Below are 22,319 nucleotides of genomic sequence, written 5' to 3' on the forward strand. Positions count from 1 at the left end.
GAGGAAGGTGCCCGAAGGGCGGATGAGGGTGCGAGCGAAGCGCGGTACTCAATTCCTGCACAAGACTCGTACCCTCACCCCAACCCCTCTCCCGGAGGGAGAGGGGCTATAGGCAACCGCAAGTTCAGTTTGTATGCGGCCCTTCCGTCATGCTGGCCAAACCGTTCTCCATATGCCCGCAAAGGCGTCGTGACCAGCTGCTGAGACCGGACACCGTCGCGTTGAGGTCATACCAGTTGTTGCTGCTGCTGAGATTCCATGTATCGCTCACGCTGCCGTTTGCAGGCACGGTGTAGGTGCGCACATCCGAAGCGTTGTAACCGTTGGTCACCGTCATCGTGCAAGGGCTGGTGCCGGTATTGCTCATCTTCAATTCGACCGTGCCGGCGCTGGCGTTATACGTGATCGCCGTTTCCGGCATCACCGATGCAGGCTCGGCACTCCCTTGATAGTGGCGCATGAAGCCATTCGGGCCATGCACTTCCAGCGCATAAATCGCACCGCTGAACACGCTGCCGTTCCAGTAATCGGAAACGCTATCGCTGGCGCCGACGGTATACGTCCACGGGCCGGTGTAACTGCTGCGGTTGTAGCAGTAGACCTGGAATACCGCACCCACCGTGCCGTTGTTGATGAAATTGATATCGAACTGGTTTGCGGAGGTGTTGATGCTGCCTTGCGCATCCAGAACGTAAGGCAATGGACAGGCCGGGCAGACGCCCGCTGCGCCGGTCGGCATGACTTGCGTCTTGGGCACCGTCGGCGCTGGGTTGTCATCGCATTCCGTGGTGGATGTCGCGACATACGTGGAGGTCGAAGGCAGGCTTGGCCACGTCGTATTGGTGCCGCTGAAATTGAACGCCGAGAGCAGATTGCCGCATACCGCGCGACGCCACGCGCTGATGTTGGGTTCGGTCACGCCCGTTACCTGCTCAAGGAACATCAGCACCGAGGTGTGATCGAACAGCTGCGAGCAAACCTGTGGACTGCCGCTCACGGGTGAAACCGTCCACGGCGAAACGATGATCATCGGTACGCGGTAACCCAAACCGATCGGCGAGGAACTGATGGTGCCGCCGCTTTCGTTGACGGTGGTGAGCTCACCCGACGTGCTGACGGTGGAGGTGCCTCCGGTAATGGCGGATGGCGGGCAAGGCGACGGCATGTGATCGAAGAAGCCGCCGTTTTCGTCGTAATTGAGAATGAAGACAGTGTTGGCGTAAACGGCCGGATTGGAGGCCAGCGCTGCGAGCAGCTGCGCGGTGAGATTTTCGCCGTCCGGCGGCTGATAGTCCGGATGCTCCGACAACGTACTGGGCGCGACGATCCACGACACCGCGGGCAGCGTATTGTTGGTGACGTCGTTCTGGAACGCGGTGACGATGTTCGACACCGTCGCTACACCGTTGGTGTACAACGGCGAACTTTCAGACGCGTTCATGAAGTTCTGGAACCACTCCAAGGGGTTGTCCTCGAAGTTGTCCTCTTCCTGATAGACCTTCCAGCTGATGCCCGCATCCTGCAGTCGTTCGGCGTAGGTGGTCCAGGTCAGGCCCGCGCTTGGCTGCGTATCGTCGAGCTGCACCGGCGTGTAATCCACCGACAAACCATTGCTGCCGGTAAACAGGAACAAGCGATTGGGGTTGGTGTCGGTTAGCGTGGAGCAGAAGTAGTTGTCGCAGATGGTGAAGTTTTCGGCCAGCGCGTAATAGAAGGGCAGGTCGCTGCTGTTGTAGAAACCCATGCCCATGCCCGCCGTACGCGAGGTGTTCCAGGCATTGAACTTGCCGCCGTTGTTGATCGCCAGGTCGTCGGTGTAGCCAAACGCCGATGCATTGACGCAGGTGGAGCTGGTCGTTGCCATCGGCATGTGGAACGGCAGCATGTATTTCGTGGTCGGACTGGACGTGCTGGTGGGTTGATACCACACGCTGTTTCCGGTCGACGTGCTGCTGGGCAATGGATGCGGCACCGGGTCGTTGAAACCGCGCACACCGGCCAGACTGCCGAAGTAATGATCGAACGAGCGGTTCTCCTGCATGAAAATCACAACGTGTTTCACGCTACTGATGCTGCCGCCGCTCGACGTGGCTGCCGATGCAGCCATCGCCTGACGGATAGCGGGCGGCAACATCGATAGCGCAGTAAGCCCTCCGGCCGCGCCTGCCGTCATTTTCAGGAACCGCCGCCGCTTGATATCGTCGATCTCGCTCATGCCGATCTCCCCACGTTATGCCGGCCCACGCCGGCCCACGCATAGCTCAACGCGAAGCTGTTGCAGCGGCTTGCCAACGGGGGGACAGCTGCCGGACATAAAGTGGATGGGGACGTGCCGCTGTCTGTTGTCCTCGACAACTCGCGCAGGCATTCACGGCATTTGCACGGACACGATCACAAAAAAAATCCCGGCCGGAGCCGGGATGTTCGATGCGATGCATCGCAGAGGTTGGCAGTGGGTCGAATCACCAGTGATAGATCACTTTGGTGTAATAGTAGCGCCCATTGAAGCCGTCGGGTGAAAATTCTGAATAAGGAATCGTCCCATTGTTGTTATTCGCGGCGATCACCTTGTCCGGATAACTGTTCGTCGCATTGTCCACGCCCAATGTGAAGGTCCAGTTGTCGAGGTTGTAGCTGCCCGCAAGATCCAGCACCCACTGCGGACTGAACGTCTGATTGAGCAGATACGTTTCATTGCTGTACGCGGTGAAGCTGCCGTAGCGGGTGAGATTGCCGTTGAACACCCAATGGCCGAGTGTGTAGTTCTCGTTGAAGATGAGTTTGCTGCGCGGCGTGGAGTTGGCCAGCAAGCCCTTCACGTCGCGATAGCTGACGCGTTCGAGTTGCAGGCCAAGCGCATCCAGCTGCGGCGGATTAGGCTCGACACCGCTCACCTGCGTGCGGTTGTAGTTGTAGCTGATGGTGCTGTTCAGCACGCCGTCGTTGCCGAAATCGGAGCGGTAGCTGCCCACCAGATCGCCGCCTTGCGTGCGCGTATTCACCGCATTGGTGAAATATTGCGCCGAGCTGTACGCCACGTCGGTAATGCCGTGGGACGCCAGGTAATCGACCACCACCGGATCGTTCAGGCCGCTTAGCGTGCTGGAAAGCACGATGCGGTTGTAGATCTGAATCTGATAGATGTCGAAGGTCAGCGTCAGCGCATCGATCGGATTGAACACCGCGCCGATCGTATAGTTGTGCGATTTCTCTGGCCGCAATGCCTGCGCGCCAAGCAACTGCGCCACCGGGTTGTCGACGGGCAACAGGCCCGTCTGGTAAATGCCCGGCGCGATGCCCGGGCCGGCGCTGCTGGGCGTCAAATACAGCGAACCGATCTGCGAGTAATCCTCCTGCGCTAGCGATGGCGCGCGGAAACCCGTGGACGCACTGGCACGCAATGCGAAGCGATCGGTGAAGTCGTAACGTGCTGCCAGCGCACCGGAGACGGTATTGCCGAAGTCGTTGTAGTCCTCATGCCGAACCGAGACCGAGGTGCCGAGCTTGTCCGTCAGATTGGTTTCGAGGCTGACGTATTCGGCGATATCGCTGCGGCTCCACGAACCGGTGTTCACTGGGCTGTAGCCGCTGAAACCCTGCGCACCGCCGCTCACGCCCGAGGTGCCGACGTAATAGGAACTCGGATCGCCGGCGCCGATGCTGTACGTGTCGCGCAAATACTCCGCGCCGAACGCGAGCGTGACCGAGTTGGGCAGCCAGCCGACATTGAGATCCTTGGCGATATCCACATCCACCGCTTGCTGTGCGGCGGACACCGTGCCATCGAAGAATGACGTCGGCGTATATCCGAAGTCGTGGAGAAAGGCGTAGTTCGCGGTGTTAATAGTGTCCAGCGACACACGATTGCCGCCGTAATTCGCGCTCACGTCCCAACGCCAACCATCCGGCGTCGTGCCGCGCACGCCTGCCACCAACGCCTGATCGGTGCTGTGCGCTTGCAGGAGCGGTTGGTAGCCATTCGGATAAATCGCGCTGATCGCCGGTGCGATGGCAGACGAATACAGGTACGGATTGCGGTAAAGCTCATCCGAAATCGCATCCCGCTCGTGATAGCTGCCGAACGCGTAGAACTGCACGTTGTTGGTGATGTCGTATTGCGAGTTCAGAAACAGGTTGTGCTGGCTCACCGAGGGATCGCCAAACACCTGTTTCTCGCCCAGCTGCGGATAACGCACGTCCGCGCCGCCGTGATTCGTCGGATCCTGATGGCCATCATCCACACTGATGCGCAGCCAGCCTTTATCGCCAGCCAGCGGAATGCCGAAATTGGCCGAGCCCAGCCACTGACGTCCGCCACCCTTGTCGTATTGACCGCCGTCGAGCTCGATCGAACCGCCCTGTGCGCCGTGCTTGAGGATGATGTTGATCACGCCCGCGATCGCATCGGAGCCGTATTGCGCCGACGCGCCGTCGCGCAGCACTTCGATGTGATCGATCGCCGATAACGGAATCGTATTGAGATCGACCGGCGCCGAGCCGCGGCCGATGCTGCCATCGGTATTCACCAGCGCACTGGTGTGCCAGCGCTTGCCATCCACCAGCACCAGTACTTCGTCCGGCGCGAGACCGCGCAGCTGCGCGGGGCGTTGCGAGTCAGTGGTGTCCGTCGCGGCAGGGCGCGGAAAGTTGAGCGATGGAATCAATCGCGCGAGCGCAGTCGCCAGTTCATTCGTGCCCGTGCTTTGCAGCGCGGTAGCGGGAATCACATCGATCGGCGAGAGCGATGTGCTGTCCGTGCGGTTCTGCGCGCGGGTACCCGTGACGATCACGGCTTGCAGATTCTTGGGATTGTTGGGCGGGAGAGGGTTTTGCGTGGTGTCTTGCGCGGCGGCTGGGGAGCCAAGGGCAAGCAGGAGAGCGGTACTCAGGGCAGTCGTGACTGATATCGATATCTTTTTATGCAACGATTTTTTCTTCATGCGGTATATCCCCTAGCGGACTTTGTTGCTACGCAGCAATTTCAGATTAATGACAGAAGGGCGCGCATATCAAACGAAGTTTGGGCGTCTAAAAGTCCAATTAAGAATATCGATAACAAACATATGCTTATTGGCGCTTTTTTGGTGATGAGGCCGTGAAAAACATGGCCTTCCAGAGACGCTGAGTGACCAATGGGCGGTGTATGCGTACTCCGGCGCCGGACTAGGCGCTCCAGGAATCAGGCACTAACATGCCTCGGCCTGAGGTGAGTGCTGGCGTCGAGCCAGCAGCTAAAACGGGAATCCGGTGCGTTCGCAGCTCGCTGCGCAATTACTCCGGAGCTGCCCCCGCAACGGTAAGCGAGCAACGCGGTCCACCAGCAAGCCACTGTGCGTGATGCATGGGAAGGCGTGGGCCGGAAAAGGTTCAACGCCTTCGCTCGCGAGCCCGGAGACCGGCCTCAAGGCGCAACCGGACAGGCGGAGGGCCAATGTCGGGAACCGCTGCGTCAGCAACCGGTGCCTCACTCCTTCACCTGCCTTGATGTCGGGCGCACGAAGGAGTCTCGAACCATGCACTCATCCCTGTTTGTTCGCCTGCAAGAGCTACGCGCATGAGCGATTCATCGTCCCGCGACGCCATGACGCCCGAAGAGCGTCATCGCGAACGCATGCAGCGAAAAAAAGAACTGGTCGATCGCAAGATTGCCCGCGCGACGATCGACCGCGGTGTGCTGGTGGTGAACACCGGCAACGGCAAAGGTAAAAGTTCATCCGGATTCGGCATGCTCGCCCGTTCGTTGGGTCACGGCTTCAAATGCGGTGTCGTGCAATTCATCAAAGGCACGTTTTCCACTGGCGAAGAAGCGTTCTTCCGTCACTTCGAAGGTGATCAGCTCGATTACTACGTGATGGGCGAAGGGTTTACCTGGGAAACGCAGGACAAGGCGCGTGACATCGCCGCTGCGCAAGCCGCATGGGACGTGGCCGCTGGCATGCTGGCCAATCCCGATTACGATTTCGTCTTGCTCGACGAACTCAACATCGCGCTGGTCAAGCAGTACGTGCAGCTGGAGCAGGTTATTGCTGCGGTGACGTCGCGGCCGCCTCGACAGCATTTGGTGATCACCGGACGTGGTGCGCCGGATGGCCTCGTCGCGGTCGCCGATACGGTGACGGAAATGCGTGTCGTCAAACATGCTTTCGATGCAGGGATCAAGGCGCAGAAGGGCGTGGAGCTGTGACGAAGACGCGCGAGTGTCCTGCGTTGCTTGTATCGGCACCTGCATCGGGGCAGGGCAAGACCTCTGTCACGGCCGCACTCGCGCGCTGGCACACCAAACAGGGGCGGCGCGTTCGTGTCTTCAAGACCGGGCCGGATTTTCTCGATCCGATGGTGCTGGAGCGCGCGTCGGGTACGCCTGCCTATCAGCTCGATCTGTGGATGTGCGGCGAGGCCGATGTTCGTCAACGATTGTTCGACGCGGCAGGTGCCTGCGATCTGATTCTCGTCGAAGGCGTGATGGGTTTGTTCGACGGTGATCCTTCGAGCGCGGATCTCGCACAAGAACTCGGCTTGCCGGTGATGACGGTCATTGATGGATCTGCCATGGCGCAGACCTTTGGCGCCGTCGCATGCGGTATGGCGAGCTATCGCAAAAAGCTCTCGATGTACGGTGTGGCAGCCAATCGCGTCGGTAGCGATTACCACGCGAAGTTGTTGAAGGAAAGTCTTCCCGCATCGCTGCACTGGCTCGGGGCGCTGCCGCGTGACGAGGCGCTTGTCTTGCCGGAGCGTCACTTGGGTCTGATCGCGGCGGCCGAGTTGGATGATATCGACGCCCGGCTCGATGCTCTGGCGAATGCCTGGTCCCAGCATGCTTCGACAGAGCTTCCAACGCCTACGCGTTTCAAAGAGCAGCACATTGATCCCGTGCCCATGCAATTGCATAAGCAACGCATTGCCATCGCGCGCGATGCGGCGTTTTGCTTTATCTATCAAGCGAACCTCGATTTGCTCAGTGAAGCTGGCGCCGAATTGCGGTTCTTCTCGCCGCTGGCCGGCGATTCGCTACCCGAATGCGATGCGGTGTGGCTGCCGGGCGGCTATCCCGAATTGCACTTGAGTACGCTGTCCGCGCGGCGTGATTTGCATAAGGCGCTGCGCGATCATCGCGACGCCGATAAACCCATCCTCGCCGAGTGCGGCGGCTTGCTGTTCGGGCTGGAATCGCTGGCCGACCGCGATGGCAACGAAGCACCCATGGCCGGCTTGCTGGCGGGACGTGCCGTCATGCAATCGCGACTTGCAGCGCTTGGAATGCAAAGCGTGGAGTTGCCGGAAGGCAAGCTTCGCGGTCATACATTCCACTATGCGCGTGCATGGATCGACGAAAAGCCGCTCGCGCATGCTGCCAATCCGAACAACGGTCCGTGTCAGGAAGCGGTGTACCGCGATCGCGGTTTGACGGCCAGCTTCGTGCATCTTTACTTTCCTTCCAATCCGCTCGCGGCGCAGCGGTTGTTCTTGCCATGACAACGGCGCTGATCATGCTGGCCGCTTTGTTGCTGGACCTTTGGCTTGGCGAGCCGCGCCGCGCGCATCCCCTGGTTGCTTTTGGGCGCGTGGCGGTTTGGATAGAAGATCGCACGCATGCCGATCGACGCGTAAACGGTGCGATGGCGTGGCTGCTTGCAGTCGGTCCGTTGGTGATGGCGCTGTGGTTCGTGCAAAGCGTGGTGCCCGTTTGGATCTCATCGCCCGTCGCCGCGCTCGTGCTGTACGCAACACTCGGCCTGCGCAGCCTGGGCGAACACGCGCAGCCGGTAGCAGCAGCACTGGAGACGGGTGATCTCGACGAAGCACGGCGCTCCGTCGGCCGCATGGTCAGTCGTGATACGGCGGCGTTGAATGTCAACCAAGTCGCTGCGGCAGCGACGGAATCCGTGCTGGAAAACGGCAACGATGCCGTCTTCGGCGCGTTGTTCTGGTTTGCGTTGCTGGGCGCGCCAGGCGCATTGCTATATCGACTGGCCAACACACTCGATGCCATGTGGGGTTACCGAACCACGCACTACGAACGTTTTGGTTGGGCCGCCGCGCGTATCGACGATGTCTTGAATTTTATTCCAGCGCGGTTAACGGCATTGACCTATGCGTTGTGTGGGAACTTTGCTGTCGCATGGCGCTGCTGGCGCACTCAAGCGCGCCAATGGGATAGCCCGAACGCCGGCCCCGTTATGGCGGCTGGTGCTGGAGCCGTGAACGTACGTCTAGGCGGCGCGGCGCCTTATCACGGCGTTTGGGAAGAGCGCCCTGCGCTGGGCGACGGTGAATTGCCCGACGCGACGTCGATTGTCCGTGCGCTTCGTCTTGTGCGCACCGGTGTCGTTCTCTGGCTGGTGATCGCGTTTGTTGTCGCGTTCGCGATACAGGGACTCGCCCATGCTTGAACACGGCGGCCGTCTGCATCGTGCTGCTCGCGAGTACGGCATTCCTTTGGAGGAATGGCTGGACCTGTCCACGGGCATCAGTCCGTTTGGCTGGCCTGTTCCTGCCATTCCGGTGTCGGCATGGCAACGGTTGCCCGAAGATGACGATGGCTTGGTCGAAGCGGGGAAGACGTACTACGAGGCGCCCCATGTGCTGCCCGTCGCCGGATCGCAGGCGGCCATTCAAGCGTTGCCATGGCTGCGGCCGCGCGCGCGCGTTGGCATCCTCTCGCCGGGTTACGCCGAGCACGCTCACGCGTGGCGAAGCGCGGGTCACGATGTAGATGAGCAGTCTGCCGATGCGTTGTTGGATCATGCGAAACCATGGGATGTGATCGTGCTGATTCATCCCAATAATCCGGGTGGGGAACTCTTCGATCCGCAGGACCTGTTGCGCCTGCATGCCGAATTGGCGTCGCGCGGTGGCTGGTTGATCGTCGATGAGGCGTTCATGGATGCCACGCCGCAGCAAAGTCTGTGTCGTTATACGGAGCGCGAAGGGCTGATCGTATTGCGTTCGGCCGGCAAGTTTTTTGGGCTGGCGGGAGCGCGCGCTGGTTTTGTCTGCGCATCCAGTGACATCGTGCGTGCATTACAACGGAAGCTTGGTCCGTGGACGTTGAACGGGCCGGCACGATTCGTGTTGCAGCATGCTTTGAAAGACCAAGCGTGGCATGTTCAAGCACGTTCGCGTTTGCAGTCAGAGAGCCTGCGGCTTGCAACGCTGTTGTCCACGCGTGAATTGCATACCACCGCAAGTACTGCATTCTTTCAATGGTGCAAGCATGAAGATGCGTCCATGCTGCATCGGGAGTTCGCTCGACGAGGCATTCTCGTGCGCTTGTTTGAGACGCCTGCGAGTCTGCGATTTGGATTGCTTCCGGACGATGCGGCCTTTACGCGCCTGAATGACGCGCTTAATGAGGTGTTGCGATGACGGCGCACGTGCTGATGGTGCAAGGCTGCACATCGGATGCCGGCAAAAGCACACTGGTTGCCGCGCTGTGTCGTTGGGCGCGTCGCCGTGGTGCACACGTCGCACCGTTCAAACCACAAAACATGGCACTCAATTCCGCGGTGACCGTGGATGGTGGTGAAATCGGTCGTGCGCAGGCGGTGCAGGCGCAGGCATGCGGATTGGAACCGCTGATCGATTTTAATCCGGTGCTGCTGAAACCAAGCAGCGATATCGGTGCGCAGGTGATCGTGCATGGTCGCCCTGTCGCCAATATGGATGCGCGCCACTATCACGATTACAAGCGGATCGCGTTCGATGCCGTGATGGCCTCGCACTCGCGATTGATTGCGGCATACGACGCGGTCATTGTCGAAGGCGCAGGCAGTCCGGCCGAAATCAATCTGCGCGATCGCGACATTGCGAACATGGGCTACGCCGAAGCGGTGGATTGCCCGGTGATCCTGGTGGCCGACATCGATCGTGGTGGCGTATTCGCACATCTGGTCGGAACGCTTGCATTGCTCTCGGAGACTGAAAGGGCGCGCATCGCGGGTTTTGTCATCAATCGTTTTCGCGGCGATATCTCGCTTCTGCAATCCGGCCTCGATTGGCTTGAACACGAGACGGGCAAACCGGTGCTCGGTGTCTTGCCGTATCTGCACGGATTGCATCTGGAAGCCGAGGATGCGCTGCCGCGCGATCGCGGCGAAAAGTCTGGTGCGCTATTGCGTGTGGCGGTGCCCACGCTACCGCGCATCAGCAATCACACGGATTTCGATGCGCTGCGCGCGCATCCGCAAGTCGATGTGCACATCGTCGCACCTAGCGATGTGCCGCCGCCGTGCGATCTGATCATTCTGCCGGGCTCCAAAGCCACACGCGCCGATCTGGCGTGGTTGCGCGCACAAGGATGGGATGCCGCTCTTGCGAAGCATCTACGCTATGGCGGCAAGGTGATCGGCATCTGCGGCGGATTGCAGATGTTGGGACGGGCCGTACACGATCCGGAAGGTGTCGAAGGCGAGCCCGGCAGCAGCGAAGGGTTGGGTTGGCTGGACATTGAAACGACGCTCGAATCACACAAGCAGTTACATCGAACGCATGGCCGGATGACGTTTGCCGATGCCAATGTGCAAGGTTATGAAATTCATTGCGGTGTGAGCAGCGGCAAAGGCTTGCTGACTCCTTTTGCTTATCTGCAGGACGGCCGCGCCGACGGTGTTCGCTCCGCCGACGGTCAGATTCTTGGCAGCTATCTGCACGGTCTTTTCGACGATCCGCAGGCGTTGCGCGCATTGCTCGCATGGGCCGGGCTGCGTGATGCCGCGACGGTCGACATCCGCGCCTTGCGGGAAGCGAGCATCGATCGTCTGGCCGATGCGGTGGAAGCCCATCTGGACACCGCTACACTGGAGCGATGGCTAGGGATAACGGCATGCGTACCTTGATTCTGGGTGGCGCCCGCTCGGGCAAAAGCGCGTTGGCCGAACGGCTTGCCGGGGAGAGTGGCGACGTCGTTTACGTCGCTACCGCGCAGCCGGGTGACGAAGAGATGTCGGCGCGCATCGCGCATCACCGTGAGCGGCGCCCATCATCGTGGCTGAGCGTGGAAGAGCCCGTACATCTCGCCGCTGTCTTGCGCGAGCACGCTCGACCCGGTCGTTGCCTGCTCGTCGACTGCCTCACGCTGTGGCTCAGCAATCTGCTGGGCAACCCCGATGAAGCGAGTTTCCAACACGAACGTAATCTGTTGCTTGATACATTGCCGACCTTATCCGGCGAGGTGGTGATGGTGAGCAATGAGGTCGGTCTCGGAATTGTACCCATGGGCGCATTGACGCGTCGCTTCGTCGACGAAGCAGGTCGATTGCACCAATCCGTCGCTGCCGTCAGCGAGCGAGTCATTTTTGTTGCGGCAGGTTTGCCGCTGGTTATGAAAGGAACCTTGTCATGAGTCTCGATTGGCTCTCCACGCCTTGCGCGCAACCGGACGGCACGCAGCTCGAAGTGGCAGCTGCACGGCAGATGCAATTGACGAAACCGCCGGGTTCGCTCGGTCAACTGGAAGCGCTGGCGATTGAGCTGGCGTCGTTGCAGCACACGTCCACACCTGCGGTGGACCGCGTGTGGATCAGCGTGTTTGCGGCCGATCACGGTGTGGCAGAAGAGAACGTCTCTGCTTATCCGCAAGTGGTGACCGGCGAGATGGTGCGCAACTTTGCCACGGGCGGCGCCGCCATCAGCGTGCTTGCGCGCACGCTCGGTGCGAATCTGGAAGTTGTGAATCTCGGCACGGTAAATGATCCGGGCGAGATTCCGGGTGTGCGCCGCGCGATCATTGCTTCGTCCACAGCAAACTTTTGCGTGGAGCCAGCCATGACATCCGAACAGCTCGAAAAAGCGCTCGCGTTCGGCGCAGATAGCGTGCGTGCCGCGAAGAAGGCGAATGCGCAGCTGTTTATCGGCGGCGAGATGGGTATTGCCAACACGACTGCTGCCGCTGCGCTGGCGAGTGCATTGCTGGAAGAGCCGCCGTCGTGTCTCGCTGGCGCGGGCACCGGTCTGGATTCGGCAGGCATCCAGCACAAAGTCAGCGTGCTTGAACGTGCTCTTGCAAAACATGCCAATGCGAACACGCCGCTGGAGCAGTTGCGCTGCCTCGGTGGCTTCGAGATCGCCGCGCTCGCTGGCGCCTTCATTGCCGCCGCGCAAGCAGGACTTCCGATTCTGGTCGATGGTTTTATCACCACGACAGCGGCATTGACTGCCGTGCGCATCCAACCGGATGTGCGCAAATGGTTGCTGTTCGCACATCGTTCCAAGGAACACGGGCACGCCCGCGTGCTCAATGGACTGAACGCAGAGCCGTTGCTCGATCTGAATATGCGGTTGGGCGAAGCCAGTGGTGCCGCCACTGCGGTGCCGCTATTGCGTCTTGCGTGTGCGCTTCACAATGGCATGGCGACCTTCGAGCAAGCAGGCGTGTCGACCGCATGAAGCTGTCTATCGATTTGTTGCGTCATGGCGACACCGGGCAACGCAGTTATCGCGGGCAGCTTGACGACGCGTTGAGCGAGCAGGGTTGGACGCAGCTGCGTAATGCGGTGAAAGGTCATGATTGGGATATCGTCGTGTCCTCGTCATTGCAGCGTTGCGCGGCGTTCGCGCAAGAGTTGGCGCTTGCGCGTGGTTTGCCATTGCGTCTGGATGCGCGTCTGGCCGAATACCATTTCGGTCGTTGGCAAGGCGTGCCGATCGAAGACATTGCGAAAGTGCAGGGCGATGCGCTGGCGAACTTCTGGGCTGATCCGGTGGCGCATCCGCCGCCGGGTGGCGAGACGTTCGATGCGTTTCGCTCTCGCTTGAGTGCGGCGCTCGATGATGTGGCGAGCGAAGCGGTCGATCAGCGCGTGTTGGTCGTCACGCACGGGGGCGCGATTCGCTTGCTGCGTTGTCTCGTTGAGAAGCGCAGCTATGGCGATATGGCGAACATCGACGTGCCACACGCATCCTTGCATCGTCTTCGCTGGCCTGTTTCCGTCAACGCCTGATGCGCAGCCTGCTCGTCGCCATCGGTTTTCTCACGCGCTTGCCGGTGCCGGCGAGCGTTTACGACGATGCGCGTGCGAAGTCCGAGTCGCTGGCGTGGTATCCCGCCGTCGGTCTTTTGCTCGGCGCATTGCTGTTTGCGTTCGCGTGGTTGCTGCGCAACACGTCGCCATTGTTGGCGTCGAGTCTTGTCGTGCTGGTGTGGGTAGCATTGACCGGCGCGCTCCATCTCGACGGACTTGCCGACAGCGCCGATGCATGGATTGGCGGTATGGGCGATCGCGAGAAGACCCTGACGATCATGAAAGATCCGCGCTGCGGACCGGCAGGCGTGGTGGCGCTGGTATTGGTGTTGCTGTTGAAGTTTGCCGCGCTTGCCAGCGTCGATAACCTTCCGTGGATAGCGCTTTTGTTGGCGCCCATGTTGGCGCGCGCCAGTTTGACGACGTTGTTTTTGACCACGCCTTATGTCCGCAGCGGCGGCATCGGAGCGGGATTGACCGACGCACCGCGCAGCACGTGTGTGCTGGCGCTGGCCGTGAGCGCTGCGCTTTGCGTGTTCTGCGGATGGAGCGGGGTGCTCGCGTTGGTAGTCGCGATATTGGTGTTTGCACTGTGGCGGCATGCCTGCCTTAACCGGCTGGGCGGATTCACCGGGGACACCGCCGGAGCCTTGGCCGAGATGATCGAAGTGGCCGTGCTGGTTGCGCTGGCGGTGCGTTAAACGCGTCGGATTCGACGCTGCGCTGTTGAAATCCGGCCTTACGGCCCGATAATGACGGACTGCCACGGCTACGGCCGGTGGCAAGAGCGGAGTCGATCGATGCCCATTTACGAATTCCAATGCAACGCCTGCGGTCATCGCTTCGACCGGCTGCAGAAGTTGTCCGATGCCGATCCGTCGGTATGCCCCAGCTGCGGTGCGCCCCAGGTGCAGCGTCAGATCAGCGCGCCATCGTTCCGGCTTGCTGGCGGCGGCTGGTACGAGACCGACTTCAAGAAAGACGGCGACAAGAAGCGGAATCTGGCGGGTGAGGGTGCAACCAGCAAGCCGGCCGAAAGCCCTGCAGCTGCTTCACCGGCGCCGGCGCCTGAAAGCAAGCCCGCTGCCTCAAGCTGACAAAATTCTCTCCCTCCCCGACGTGCAGTAGGGGGGGGGCGGGGTGGGGTCGAGCCCCCACTTTGCCGCAAGCGCAAACCACCCCCTCCCAACCTCCCCCTGCTTCGGCAGGGGGAGGGGTTGGCGCGCAAGGGTGTTAACATTCCGGGTCTTTTCCACGCTTTTGCCGCCTGGGCGGCCCGGAGTTTCAAGCGCATGCGCACGCATTACTGCGGCCTTATCAACGAGTCGCTGGTCGGTCAGACCGTTACCCTGTGCGGCTGGGTCAACACCCTTCGTCTTCAGAGCCACGTCGCGTTCGTCGATTTGCGCGATCACGAAGGTCTCGCCCAGGTGGTGATCGAGCGCGATAACGCGGCGGCGTTCGCCACGGCCGGCGAGCTCGGCTACGAGTATTGCGTGCGCGTCACCGGCACCATCCGCAAGCGCCTTGCTGCCAACGACAAGCTCAAGACCGGCACGGTCGAGCTGCTGGCCGAGAAGGTGGAAATTCTCAACGCCGCGAAGGATCTGCCGTTCGCGCTGCACGAGAACCCCAACGAGGACATGCGGATGACGTACCGCTACCTCGACATGCGCCGTCCCGAGATGCAGACGATGATGCGCACGCGCATCAAGCTCGTGCAGGCGCTGCGCCGCTATCTCGATGCGCGTGGTTTCCAGGACATCGAAACGCCGATTCTCACCAAGGCCACGCCGGAAGGCGCGCGCGATTACCTGGTGCCCAGCCGCGTGCATCCGGGCCAGTTCTACGCGCTGCCGCAGTCGCCGCAGCTGTTCAAGCAGATTTTGATGATGGCCGGCTTCGATCGTTACTATCAGATCGCGCGTTGCTTCCGCGACGAAGATCTGCGCGCCGACCGCCAACCGGAATTCACGCAGCTCGATTTGGAATTTGCATTCGTCGAAGAAAAAGACGTGCAGGATTTCGTCGAGGCGCTGATTCGCCATGTCTTCAAGGAAGTGATGGACGTCGAGCTTGCTGCGACGTTCCCGCGCATGACGTGGGACGAGGCGATGCGCCGCTTCGGTTCGGACAAGCCGGACTTGCGTATCGCGCTGGAGCTGGTGGACGTTGCAGACGCGCTCAAGCACGTCGAATTCAAGGTGTTTGCCGAGCCGGCGAACGATCCGGCAGGTCGTGTCGCCGCATTGCGTTTGCCGGGCGGTGCAACGCTCAGCCGCAAGGAGATCGATCTGCTCACCGAATTCGTCGCCAAATACGGCGCGAAAGGTCTTGCGTGGATCAAGGTGGAAGATCTCGCCAAGGGCCGCGAAGGCGTCAATTCGCCGATCGTGAAATTCCTTGACGATGCCGCACTCGATGCGGTGCTCAAGGCAACCGGTGCGCAAACGGGCGACATGGTGTTTATCGGCGCAGGCAGGTGGAAAGCTGTTACCGACTTCATGGGCGCATTGCGTCTGAAGGTCGGCAAGGATCGTGGCATGGTCGAAAACAGCTGGAAACCGCTGTGGGTTACCGACTTCCCGATGTTCGAATACGACGACGAAGAAAAGCGTTTCGTCGCCTTGCATCATCCCTTTACCGCGCCGAAGGTTGACGACATCGCCGACTTGCGTGCGAATGCAGCGACGGCTGTGAGCCGCGGTTATGACATGGTGCTCAACGGCAACGAAATTGGCGGCGGTTCGATCCGTATTCATCGTCCGGACATGCAGAGTGCAGTGTTCGAACTGCTCGGCATCGGCGCGGAAGAAGCGGAGATGAAGTTCGGCTTCCTGCTCAAGGCACTGAAGCTCGGCGCACCGCCGCACGGTGGTCTGGCGTTTGGTATCGACCGTATCGCAGCGTTGATGGCTGGCACGGAATCGATTCGCGATGTGATTGCGTTCCCCAAGACCACCAGTGCTCAGGATTTGATGACCGACGCGCCGTCCGTAGTGGGCGACGCGCAGCTGAAAGAACTGCATGTCGCGGTAGCGAAAACCGACGCCAACAAAGCATGATGCCGATAGCCCCTCTCCCGTCGGGAGAGAGGTTGGGGTGAGGGTGCGATACTTGCGTCAGGGTTCGGTGTATCGCTTCGGCCGGACCCTCATCCGCCTGCCGGCACCTTCTCCCGGAGGGAGAAGGGATCACATGTTGGGCTTGATCGCATAGCGGAACGTTTTAGTCGATGACCGAACACATCATTCTTCTGCACGGCCTGTGGATGCGCGGTTTCGCGCTGGGCTTCCTGCATTGGCGATTGATGGAAGAGGGCTATCGCGTTCATCGCTTCGACTACATGAGCGTGGCCGCGACGCAGCAGCACATCCTCGCGCGATTGCGCGCGGGCATGACCGAATACGGGCCGGAGCCGGTGCATCTCGTCGGGCACAGTCTTGGTGGTCTGCTTGCACTTCGCGCCTGCCTGGATGCGAAAGATCTTCCGCCCGGCCGCATCGTCTGCCTCGGCTCGCCGCTCAAGGGCAGTTCGGCGGCGCGTGCGTTCGCCAGCTGGGGGCGCGGTAGCGAGGTGTTGCTGGGTCACAACCGGGATCTACTCGAACAGGGGTTCGATGCCTGGAGCGGTCCGCGCGAAGTGGGCATGGTGGCTGGCCGGATGCCGATCGGGCTGGGTGCGATGCTCAGCCATATCGAAGGCGAGCACGATGGCACCGTGGCGGTGGACGAGACCCGTCTGCCGGGCCTGACTGGCCACTGCGTGGTCGAAACCAGCCACACCGGCTTGCTCCTATCGGCCGATGTGGTGCGGCTTACGACCCAATTTCTGCGCGAAGGCCGCTTCGATCCGTCCGTCCTGGCCGCGGTCTGACGCCCGAATTGCCGAGTCACCCCTCGGGATGAAGTAAAATCGCCCGCTTGTCATTGGATCTCAGTCAGGAATCGTCATGGGTAGAGGCCCGTCCATCGAAGGTCGCAAGAACGCTGAAGACGCCAAGCGCGCCAAGGTGTTTACCAAGCTGATCCGCGAAATTACCGTTGCCACCCGCGCTGGCGTGGCCGATCCGAACCTCAATCCGCGCCTGCGCGCGGCCGTGGACAAGGCGCTGACCGCCAATATGTCCAAGGACACGATCGAGCGCGCGATCAAGCGCGGTTCGGGCGCCGATGGCGGCGCGAAGATGGAAGAGCTCCGCTACGAAGGCTACGGCCCGGCGGGTACTGCGCTCATCATCGAATGCTTTACCGACAACCCGACACGCACTGTCGCTGACGTGCGCCATGCGCTGACAAAGCACGGTGGCAATCTCGGCACCAACGGTTCCGTAGCGTTTCAGTTCACCCGTTGCGGCGAACTGGTATTCGCCACGCACGGAAACGAAGCGGCCGAAGAGAAAGTGCTGGAAGCGGCGCTCGAAGCAGGTGCCGATGATGTGATCAACGAAAACGGCGAAAGCACCGTGTTGTGCTCGCCGGAAAGTTTTGAAACCGTGCAGCAGGCGCTGATCGAAGCGAAGCTGGATGCGCAGCATGCCGGTGTTGTGATGCGTCCGAACAATCGCGTTGCCGTGACCGGCGAAGCATTGGAAACGCTGAACGATTTGCTTGAAAAGCTCGATTCGCTCGACGACGTGAGCGAGGTTTATCACAACGCCGCGTTGCCGGTTGAGGCGGCGGGTTGATCGGCTGCCTCAGCTTTCCACGCCGACTTCTCAAGCAATGATCCGCATCATAGGCATCGATCCAGGCAGTCAGCGCACCGGCGTCGGTATTATCGACGTCGATGCGGCCGGCAAGCTGTCACATGTTTTTCATGATGCGCTGGTCGTCGTAGGCGAAGAGACGTTTCCCCTTCGCCTGAAACGCATTTTTGATGGCATCAGTGACATCATTGCGGAGCATCGTCCGGTCGAATGCGGTATCGAGCGCGTCTTCATGGCGCGCAATGCCGATTCGGCCCTGAAACTCGGGCAGGCGAGAGGCGCCGCGATTTGCGCGGTGGTCAACAAGGGGATCGCAGTGCACGAATACGCGGCAACGGAAGTGAAGAAATCGGTCGTGGGTGGCGGTCGCAGCGACAAGACCCAGGTGCAGCACATGATCGGCGTTCTGCTCGGCTTGAAAGGGCCGCTCCAGGCCGACGCCGCGGACGCACTGGCCATTGCCGTCGCACATGCGCATACACGTTCCAGCCTCGAGCGCGTGGGTATTCCGCGCACGGCATGGAGACGCCGCCGATGATCGGCCGGCTTCGTGGCATTCTCATTTCCAAGCAACCGCCGTGGTTGCTGGTGGAAGTCGGTGGTGTGGGTTATGAGCTTGAAGCGCCCATGTCGACCATTTACGACCTTCCGCAAACCGGCAAGGAAGTCACGCTGCTCACGCACTATGCGGTGAAGGAAGACAGCGTGGCGCTGTACGGTTTTCTGCACGAATCCGAGCGCACATTATTCCGCAATCTGCAAAAAGTTAGCGGTATCGGCGCAAAAATATCGCTGGCCGTGTTGTCCGGTGTTTCCACGCAGGATTTCGCGCGATTGGTGCAGGCTGGCGACGTGGTGGCGCTCACCAAGATTCCCGGCATCGGCAAGAAAACGGCCGAGCGCATCGTGGTTGAATTGCGCGATCGCGTGGATGCGCTTGGAACACATGTTTCGGGGCTTGCCTCGGCATCTAGCGCGCCGCTCGATCCTGCCGGCGAAGCCACCGTGGCGCTGCAACAGCTTGGCTACAAGCCGGCCGAAGTTACCCGATTGGTGCAGAAGGTCGCCGCTCAAGGTGACAGCGCCGAAACCATTATCCGTAAGGCGCTGCGCGCCGCACTCGGGAGTTAATACGTGGGTCACGACACTCAACAAGGCATAAGCGACGCGGATTCGAAGCGTCGATTGGCCACCCTGGCATTGGGCGCAATTGGCGTCGTGTACGGCGATATCGGTACGAGTCCGCTTTATACCTTGCAGACGACGCTGAGCCACGATGGCATGCATCCGACGCCGGAAAGCATCTACGGCGTGCTGTCGTTGATCTTCTGGGCGCAGATCATCGTGGTCTCGCTGAAGTACGTCACCTTCATCATGCGCGCGGACAACAAAGGTGAAGGCGGCATCATGGCGTTGATGGCGCTTGCGCTGCGCGCCGTGCGCGATAAGCCAAGAACGCGCTGGTTGCTGGCGATTGTCGGTATTTTCGGTGCGTCGTTGTTCTACGGCGACGGTGTGATCACGCCCGCGATTTCGGTGTTGTCTGCGGTAGAAGGCGTGAAGGTTGCGGCGCCCGGCCTTGCGCATTGGATTGTGCCGGTGACGGCGGTGATTCTGTTCTTTCTGTTTGCTGTTCAGCGTCACGGCACTGAACATGTGGGGCGTATGTTCGGTCCGGTCATGGTGATCTGGTTCATCACGATTGCGGTGCTGGGTGGCCGGATGGTGCTGGATAACCCACATGTTTTATATGCCATCAATCCGATGTACGGCGTGCGCTTCTTCTTTACGCATGGTGTGAAGGCGTACATCGCGCTCGGTGGTGTCGTGCTGGCACTGACTGGTGCCGAAGCGCTCTATGCGGATATGGGACATTTCGGCAAACGTCCGATTCGTCTTGCATGGTTCAACTTTGTATTGCCCGCACTGATCCTCAATTATTTCGGTCAGGGTGCGTTGTTGCTGGCGCATCCGGATGCGATCGACAATCCGTTCTTCAAGACGGTGCCGTCGGTGTTGCTCTATCCGATGATTGCGCTCGCAACGGCGGCGACGGTCATCGCATCGCAAGCAGTTATTTCCGGTGCGTTCTCGATGACGCGCGAAGCGATGTCGCTGGGTTACTCCCCGCGCATGCCGGTCGTGCATACCTCGCGTGAAATGTCCGGCCAGATCTTCGTGCCATGGGTGAACAGTTTCCTGCTGGTGATGGTGTTGGTGGCGGTGATCGGCTTCCGCAGCTCCGACAGCCTCAGTGCGGCATACGGCATCGCCGTGACGGGCACGATGACGATCACGACGGTGCTGGCGCTGTTCGTGGCGCGGCATCAGTGGCGTTGGAGCATGCCAGTGGTGATCATCGCCGGTACGGTTCTGTTGATCATCGACATGTCCTTCTTTACCGCCAACCTCATCAAGGTCGAATACGGCGGCTGGTTCCCGCTGGTGCTGGGTCTTGCCGTGTTCATCGTGATGACGACCTGGCGCCGCGGCCGTGAACTGGTGGTGCGCGAAATCAAGCAGGGTGGTCTGGCGCTGGTTCCGTTTATCGAGAACATCACCGAACATCCGCCCCTACGCGTGCCGGGCACGGCGGCGTTCCTTACGGCGAATCAGAATTCGGTGCCGCACGCTTTGCTGCACAATCTCAAGCACAACAAAGTGCTGCATGAGCGAAATGTCATGCTGACGGTGGAAGTTCTGGAAACACCGGTTGCGGATGCCGAGGAACGCATCCATCTGACAACGATGGATGGCAACTTCTACGGTCTGGAGCTTCGCTTCGGTTTTGCCGAAGATCCGAATATTCCGCTCGCGCTTTCTCGTTGTGCAAAGAGCGGTCTGCCGTTCGATTTGATGGATACGACATTCTTCCTCTCGCGCGAGAACGTCGTCGCCGACAAGCGCCGTCCTGGCATGGCGCTGTGGCGCGATCGGCTGTTCGCCTTCATGTCGCGCAATGCGTTGCCTGCCACGGCGTTCTTCCAGATTCCCGGCAACCGTCTGATCGAGCTGGGAACGCAGGTCGAGATCTGACAAGAAGCTGCGAATCGCCGGGCTATTGAGGGCATGCGCATCGTGCATGCCTTCACGCCATCGCTACCGCAGACATTGCGCAGGTCATCCTGACGGGCAGCGTTCGCCATCACCTGCCATAATGTCCCCATGACCGAGCATCGCATCATCACCTCAGCCGCCCAGCTCGACGACGAGGCGTTAGAGGCGTCTATCCGTCCGAAACGGTTGAGCGAATACCTCGGCCAGCAGGCGGTGCGCGAGCAGCTGTCGATTTACATCGAGGCGGCGAAAAAGCGCGGTGGTGCACTCGATCATGTGCTGATCTTCGGGCCACCGGGCCTCGGCAAGACAACACTCAGTCACGTCATCGCCAACGAGCTTGGCGTGAATGTGCGCTCGACGTCGGGCCCCGTGCTGGAACGCGCCGGCGATCTGGCCGCGCTGCTGACCAACCTCGAAGCGCACGACGTACTGTTCGTCGACGAAATTCATCGCCTTTCGCCGGTAGTGGAGGAAGTGCTGTATCCGGCGATGGAAGATTTCCAGATCGACATCATGATCGGCGAAGGCCCTGCCGCACGCTCGATCAAGCTCGATCTGCCGCCTTTCACGCTGATCGGCGCCACCACGCGCGCCGGCTTGCTGACCGCGCCGCTGCGCGACCGCTTCGGCATCGTGTTGCGCCTGGAGTTCTATTCGCCGGAAGAGTTGACCGCCATCGTGCGTCGTTCGGCGCGCATTCTTGGCATCGCTTGCGAATTGGATGGCGCACAGGAAATCGCGCGCCGTTCGCGTGGCACGCCGCGTATCGCCAATCGCTTGCTGCGTCGCGTGCGCGACTACGCAGAAGTGCGCGCAAACGGTCATATCACGTATGACGTCGCACAAGCGGCCATGAATATGCTGAAGGTCGATGCGGAAGGTTTCGACGAACTGGATCGTCGTCTGCTCAACATCATCATCGAAAATTTCGACGGGGGCCCGGTGGGTGTCGAGTCGCTGGCGGCTGCACTCAGCGAAGATCGCGGCACGCTGGAAGATGTGGTGGAACCGTATCTGATCCAGCAGGGTTTCCTGGTGCGCACGGCCCGCGGTCGCATGGCGAGCGCGAAAGCCTGGCGTCACCTTGGCCTCACGCCGCCGCCCCGTCAGCCGCAGGCTGCCGATCTGTTTGGCTCTGGCGACAATGACGTCTGAGACGGCTGGCAATGTTTTCGCCTGGCCGGTCCGCGTCTATTGGGAAGACACGGATGCCGGCGGCGTGGTCTACCACGCGAGCTATTTGCGCTTTCTCGAGCGTGCCCGCACCGAGTGGCTGCGTGGGCTTGGCGTGGACCAATTGGCGTTCAAACAAGCCACCGGGCTGGCTTTCATGGTCCACCGGATGGAAATCGACTTCCTCCGGCCAGCCCTGCTAGATGATGAACTGACGGTTACGGTGGAAGTCAAAGAGAAGCGTTCAGCCAGTATCCTGTTCACCCAAACGATAAGCAGGGCGACGGATGGAACGCGACTTATCGAGGCGCAAGTGCGTGCGGCGTGCGTGGATCTCAAACGTATGCGGCCCGCTCCCATTCCGGCCGGCCTGATCCGGGATTGACCCCGATCCCGAACCAACGCTTTTACATAT

The 22,319-nt window shown here is 60.5% G+C and carries 20 protein-coding genes and 1 riboswitch; of the genes, 18 read left to right on the forward strand and 2 right to left on the reverse strand.

What is annotated here, in order from left to right:
- Positions 1-124: 124 nt before the first annotated feature.
- Positions 125-2,215, reverse strand: coding sequence for a phosphocholine-specific phospholipase C (locus tag EKH79_RS14755; RefSeq protein WP_126674598.1), 2,091 nt, complete (start codon positions 2,213-2,215; stop codon positions 125-127).
- 247 nt (positions 2,216-2,462) lie between these two features.
- Positions 2,463-4,940: a TonB-dependent receptor plug domain-containing protein gene (locus EKH79_RS14760; protein WP_126674599.1), complete on the reverse strand. Its 2,478-nt coding sequence runs from the start codon at positions 4,938-4,940 to the stop codon at positions 2,463-2,465.
- A gap of 247 nt (positions 4,941-5,187) precedes the next feature.
- Positions 5,188-5,418: riboswitch (cobalamin riboswitch) on the forward strand.
- A gap of 163 nt (positions 5,419-5,581) precedes the next feature.
- Between EKH79_RS14760 and cobO the strand changes: the two genes are divergently transcribed.
- From cobO to ybgC, 18 genes are all read left to right on the forward strand, one after another.
- Positions 5,582-6,184, forward strand: a complete 603-nt coding sequence (cobO, locus tag EKH79_RS14765) for a cob(I)yrinic acid a,c-diamide adenosyltransferase (RefSeq protein ID WP_126675034.1) — start codon at positions 5,582-5,584, stop codon at positions 6,182-6,184.
- The gene (locus EKH79_RS14770; RefSeq protein ID WP_233590338.1) at positions 6,181-7,476 is read left to right on the forward strand and encodes a cobyrinic acid a,c-diamide synthase CobB; all 1,296 of its coding nucleotides are present in this window, start codon (positions 6,181-6,183) and stop codon (positions 7,474-7,476) included. Before cobO ends, EKH79_RS14770 begins: the two co-directional genes overlap by 4 nt.
- Positions 7,473-8,393: an adenosylcobinamide-phosphate synthase CbiB gene (gene cbiB, locus EKH79_RS14775; RefSeq protein ID WP_126674600.1), complete on the forward strand. Its 921-nt coding sequence runs from the start codon at positions 7,473-7,475 to the stop codon at positions 8,391-8,393. Before EKH79_RS14770 ends, cbiB begins: the two co-directional genes overlap by 4 nt.
- On the forward strand, positions 8,386-9,369 hold the full coding sequence (gene cobD, locus EKH79_RS14780) for a threonine-phosphate decarboxylase CobD (RefSeq protein ID WP_126674601.1): 984 nt from the start codon (positions 8,386-8,388) through the stop codon (positions 9,367-9,369). The genes cbiB and cobD overlap by 8 nt, the downstream gene beginning before the upstream one ends.
- On the forward strand, positions 9,366-10,838 hold the full coding sequence (locus EKH79_RS14785) for a cobyric acid synthase (RefSeq protein WP_126674602.1): 1,473 nt from the start codon (positions 9,366-9,368) through the stop codon (positions 10,836-10,838). Before cobD ends, EKH79_RS14785 begins: the two co-directional genes overlap by 4 nt.
- Positions 10,826-11,344, forward strand: coding sequence for a bifunctional adenosylcobinamide kinase/adenosylcobinamide-phosphate guanylyltransferase (gene cobU / locus EKH79_RS14790; RefSeq protein WP_126674603.1), 519 nt, complete (start codon positions 10,826-10,828; stop codon positions 11,342-11,344). Before EKH79_RS14785 ends, cobU begins: the two co-directional genes overlap by 13 nt.
- The gene (cobT, locus tag EKH79_RS14795; protein ID WP_126674604.1) at positions 11,341-12,387 is read left to right on the forward strand and encodes a nicotinate-nucleotide--dimethylbenzimidazole phosphoribosyltransferase; all 1,047 of its coding nucleotides are present in this window, start codon (positions 11,341-11,343) and stop codon (positions 12,385-12,387) included. The genes cobU and cobT overlap by 4 nt, the downstream gene beginning before the upstream one ends.
- Complete coding sequence (locus EKH79_RS14800; RefSeq protein ID WP_126674605.1) at positions 12,384-12,941, forward strand: histidine phosphatase family protein; 558 nt, start codon at positions 12,384-12,386, stop codon at positions 12,939-12,941. Before cobT ends, EKH79_RS14800 begins: the two co-directional genes overlap by 4 nt.
- The gene (locus tag EKH79_RS14805; protein WP_126674606.1) at positions 12,938-13,663 is read left to right on the forward strand and encodes an adenosylcobinamide-GDP ribazoletransferase; all 726 of its coding nucleotides are present in this window, start codon (positions 12,938-12,940) and stop codon (positions 13,661-13,663) included. Before EKH79_RS14800 ends, EKH79_RS14805 begins: the two co-directional genes overlap by 4 nt.
- Before the next feature lie 99 nt (positions 13,664-13,762).
- Entirely contained in the window at positions 13,763-14,059 is a 297-nt protein-coding gene (locus tag EKH79_RS14810) for an FmdB family zinc ribbon protein (protein WP_126674607.1), read from the forward strand.
- Between the two features lie 195 nt (positions 14,060-14,254).
- On the forward strand, positions 14,255-16,027 hold the full coding sequence (aspS, locus tag EKH79_RS14815; protein WP_126674608.1) for an aspartate--tRNA ligase: 1,773 nt from the start codon (positions 14,255-14,257) through the stop codon (positions 16,025-16,027).
- 170 nt (positions 16,028-16,197) lie between these two features.
- Positions 16,198-16,839, forward strand: a complete 642-nt coding sequence (locus EKH79_RS14820) for an alpha/beta fold hydrolase (protein ID WP_126674609.1) — start codon at positions 16,198-16,200, stop codon at positions 16,837-16,839.
- A 76-nt stretch (positions 16,840-16,915) separates the two neighbouring features.
- On the forward strand, positions 16,916-17,650 hold the full coding sequence (locus EKH79_RS14825; protein ID WP_126674610.1) for a YebC/PmpR family DNA-binding transcriptional regulator: 735 nt from the start codon (positions 16,916-16,918) through the stop codon (positions 17,648-17,650).
- Between the two features lie 37 nt (positions 17,651-17,687).
- Positions 17,688-18,209, forward strand: a complete 522-nt coding sequence (gene ruvC, locus EKH79_RS14830; RefSeq protein ID WP_199754342.1) for a crossover junction endodeoxyribonuclease RuvC — start codon at positions 17,688-17,690, stop codon at positions 18,207-18,209.
- Entirely contained in the window at positions 18,206-18,802 is a 597-nt protein-coding gene (gene ruvA, locus EKH79_RS14835; protein ID WP_126674611.1) for a Holliday junction branch migration protein RuvA, read from the forward strand. The genes ruvC and ruvA overlap by 4 nt, the downstream gene beginning before the upstream one ends.
- Before the next feature lie 3 nt (positions 18,803-18,805).
- Complete coding sequence (locus EKH79_RS14840; protein WP_233590339.1) at positions 18,806-20,707, forward strand: potassium transporter Kup; 1,902 nt, start codon at positions 18,806-18,808, stop codon at positions 20,705-20,707.
- A 129-nt stretch (positions 20,708-20,836) separates the two neighbouring features.
- On the forward strand, positions 20,837-21,886 hold the full coding sequence (ruvB, locus tag EKH79_RS14845) for a Holliday junction branch migration DNA helicase RuvB (RefSeq protein ID WP_126674612.1): 1,050 nt from the start codon (positions 20,837-20,839) through the stop codon (positions 21,884-21,886).
- The gene (ybgC, locus tag EKH79_RS14850) at positions 21,876-22,289 is read left to right on the forward strand and encodes a tol-pal system-associated acyl-CoA thioesterase (RefSeq protein WP_126674613.1); all 414 of its coding nucleotides are present in this window, start codon (positions 21,876-21,878) and stop codon (positions 22,287-22,289) included. Before ruvB ends, ybgC begins: the two co-directional genes overlap by 11 nt.
- Positions 22,290-22,319: the final 30 nt, after the last annotated feature.

Source organism: Dyella dinghuensis (assembly GCF_003977615.1).
GTDB lineage: Bacteria > Pseudomonadota > Gammaproteobacteria > Xanthomonadales > Rhodanobacteraceae > Dyella_B > Dyella_B dinghuensis.

Bases quoted from the DNA above. Each gene is read 5' to 3' on its own strand.
- EKH79_RS14755 (WP_126674598.1), bottom strand. From the start codon at position 2,215: ATGAGCGAGATCGACGATATCAAGCGGCGGCGGTTCCTGAAAATGACG.
- EKH79_RS14760 (WP_126674599.1), bottom strand. From the start codon at position 4,940: ATGAAGAAAAAATCGTTGCATAAAAAGATATCGATATCAGTCACGACT.
- cobO (WP_126675034.1), top strand. From the start codon at position 5,582: ATGACGCCCGAAGAGCGTCATCGCGAACGCATGCAGCGAAAAAAAGAA.
- cbiB (WP_126674600.1), top strand. From the start codon at position 7,473: ATGACAACGGCGCTGATCATGCTGGCCGCTTTGTTGCTGGACCTTTGG.
- cobD (WP_126674601.1), top strand. From the start codon at position 8,386: ATGCTTGAACACGGCGGCCGTCTGCATCGTGCTGCTCGCGAGTACGGC.
- EKH79_RS14785 (WP_126674602.1), top strand. From the start codon at position 9,366: ATGACGGCGCACGTGCTGATGGTGCAAGGCTGCACATCGGATGCCGGC.
- cobU (WP_126674603.1), top strand. From the start codon at position 10,826: ATGCGTACCTTGATTCTGGGTGGCGCCCGCTCGGGCAAAAGCGCGTTG.
- cobT (WP_126674604.1), top strand. From the start codon at position 11,341: ATGAGTCTCGATTGGCTCTCCACGCCTTGCGCGCAACCGGACGGCACG.
- EKH79_RS14800 (WP_126674605.1), top strand. From the start codon at position 12,384: ATGAAGCTGTCTATCGATTTGTTGCGTCATGGCGACACCGGGCAACGC.
- EKH79_RS14810 (WP_126674607.1), top strand. From the start codon at position 13,763: ATGCCCATTTACGAATTCCAATGCAACGCCTGCGGTCATCGCTTCGAC.
- aspS (WP_126674608.1), top strand. From the start codon at position 14,255: ATGCGCACGCATTACTGCGGCCTTATCAACGAGTCGCTGGTCGGTCAG.
- EKH79_RS14820 (WP_126674609.1), top strand. From the start codon at position 16,198: ATGACCGAACACATCATTCTTCTGCACGGCCTGTGGATGCGCGGTTTC.
- EKH79_RS14825 (WP_126674610.1), top strand. From the start codon at position 16,916: ATGGGTAGAGGCCCGTCCATCGAAGGTCGCAAGAACGCTGAAGACGCC.
- ruvC (WP_199754342.1), top strand. From the start codon at position 17,688: ATGATCCGCATCATAGGCATCGATCCAGGCAGTCAGCGCACCGGCGTC.
- ruvA (WP_126674611.1), top strand. From the start codon at position 18,206: ATGATCGGCCGGCTTCGTGGCATTCTCATTTCCAAGCAACCGCCGTGG.
- ruvB (WP_126674612.1), top strand. From the start codon at position 20,837: ATGACCGAGCATCGCATCATCACCTCAGCCGCCCAGCTCGACGACGAG.
- ybgC (WP_126674613.1), top strand. From the start codon at position 21,876: ATGACGTCTGAGACGGCTGGCAATGTTTTCGCCTGGCCGGTCCGCGTC.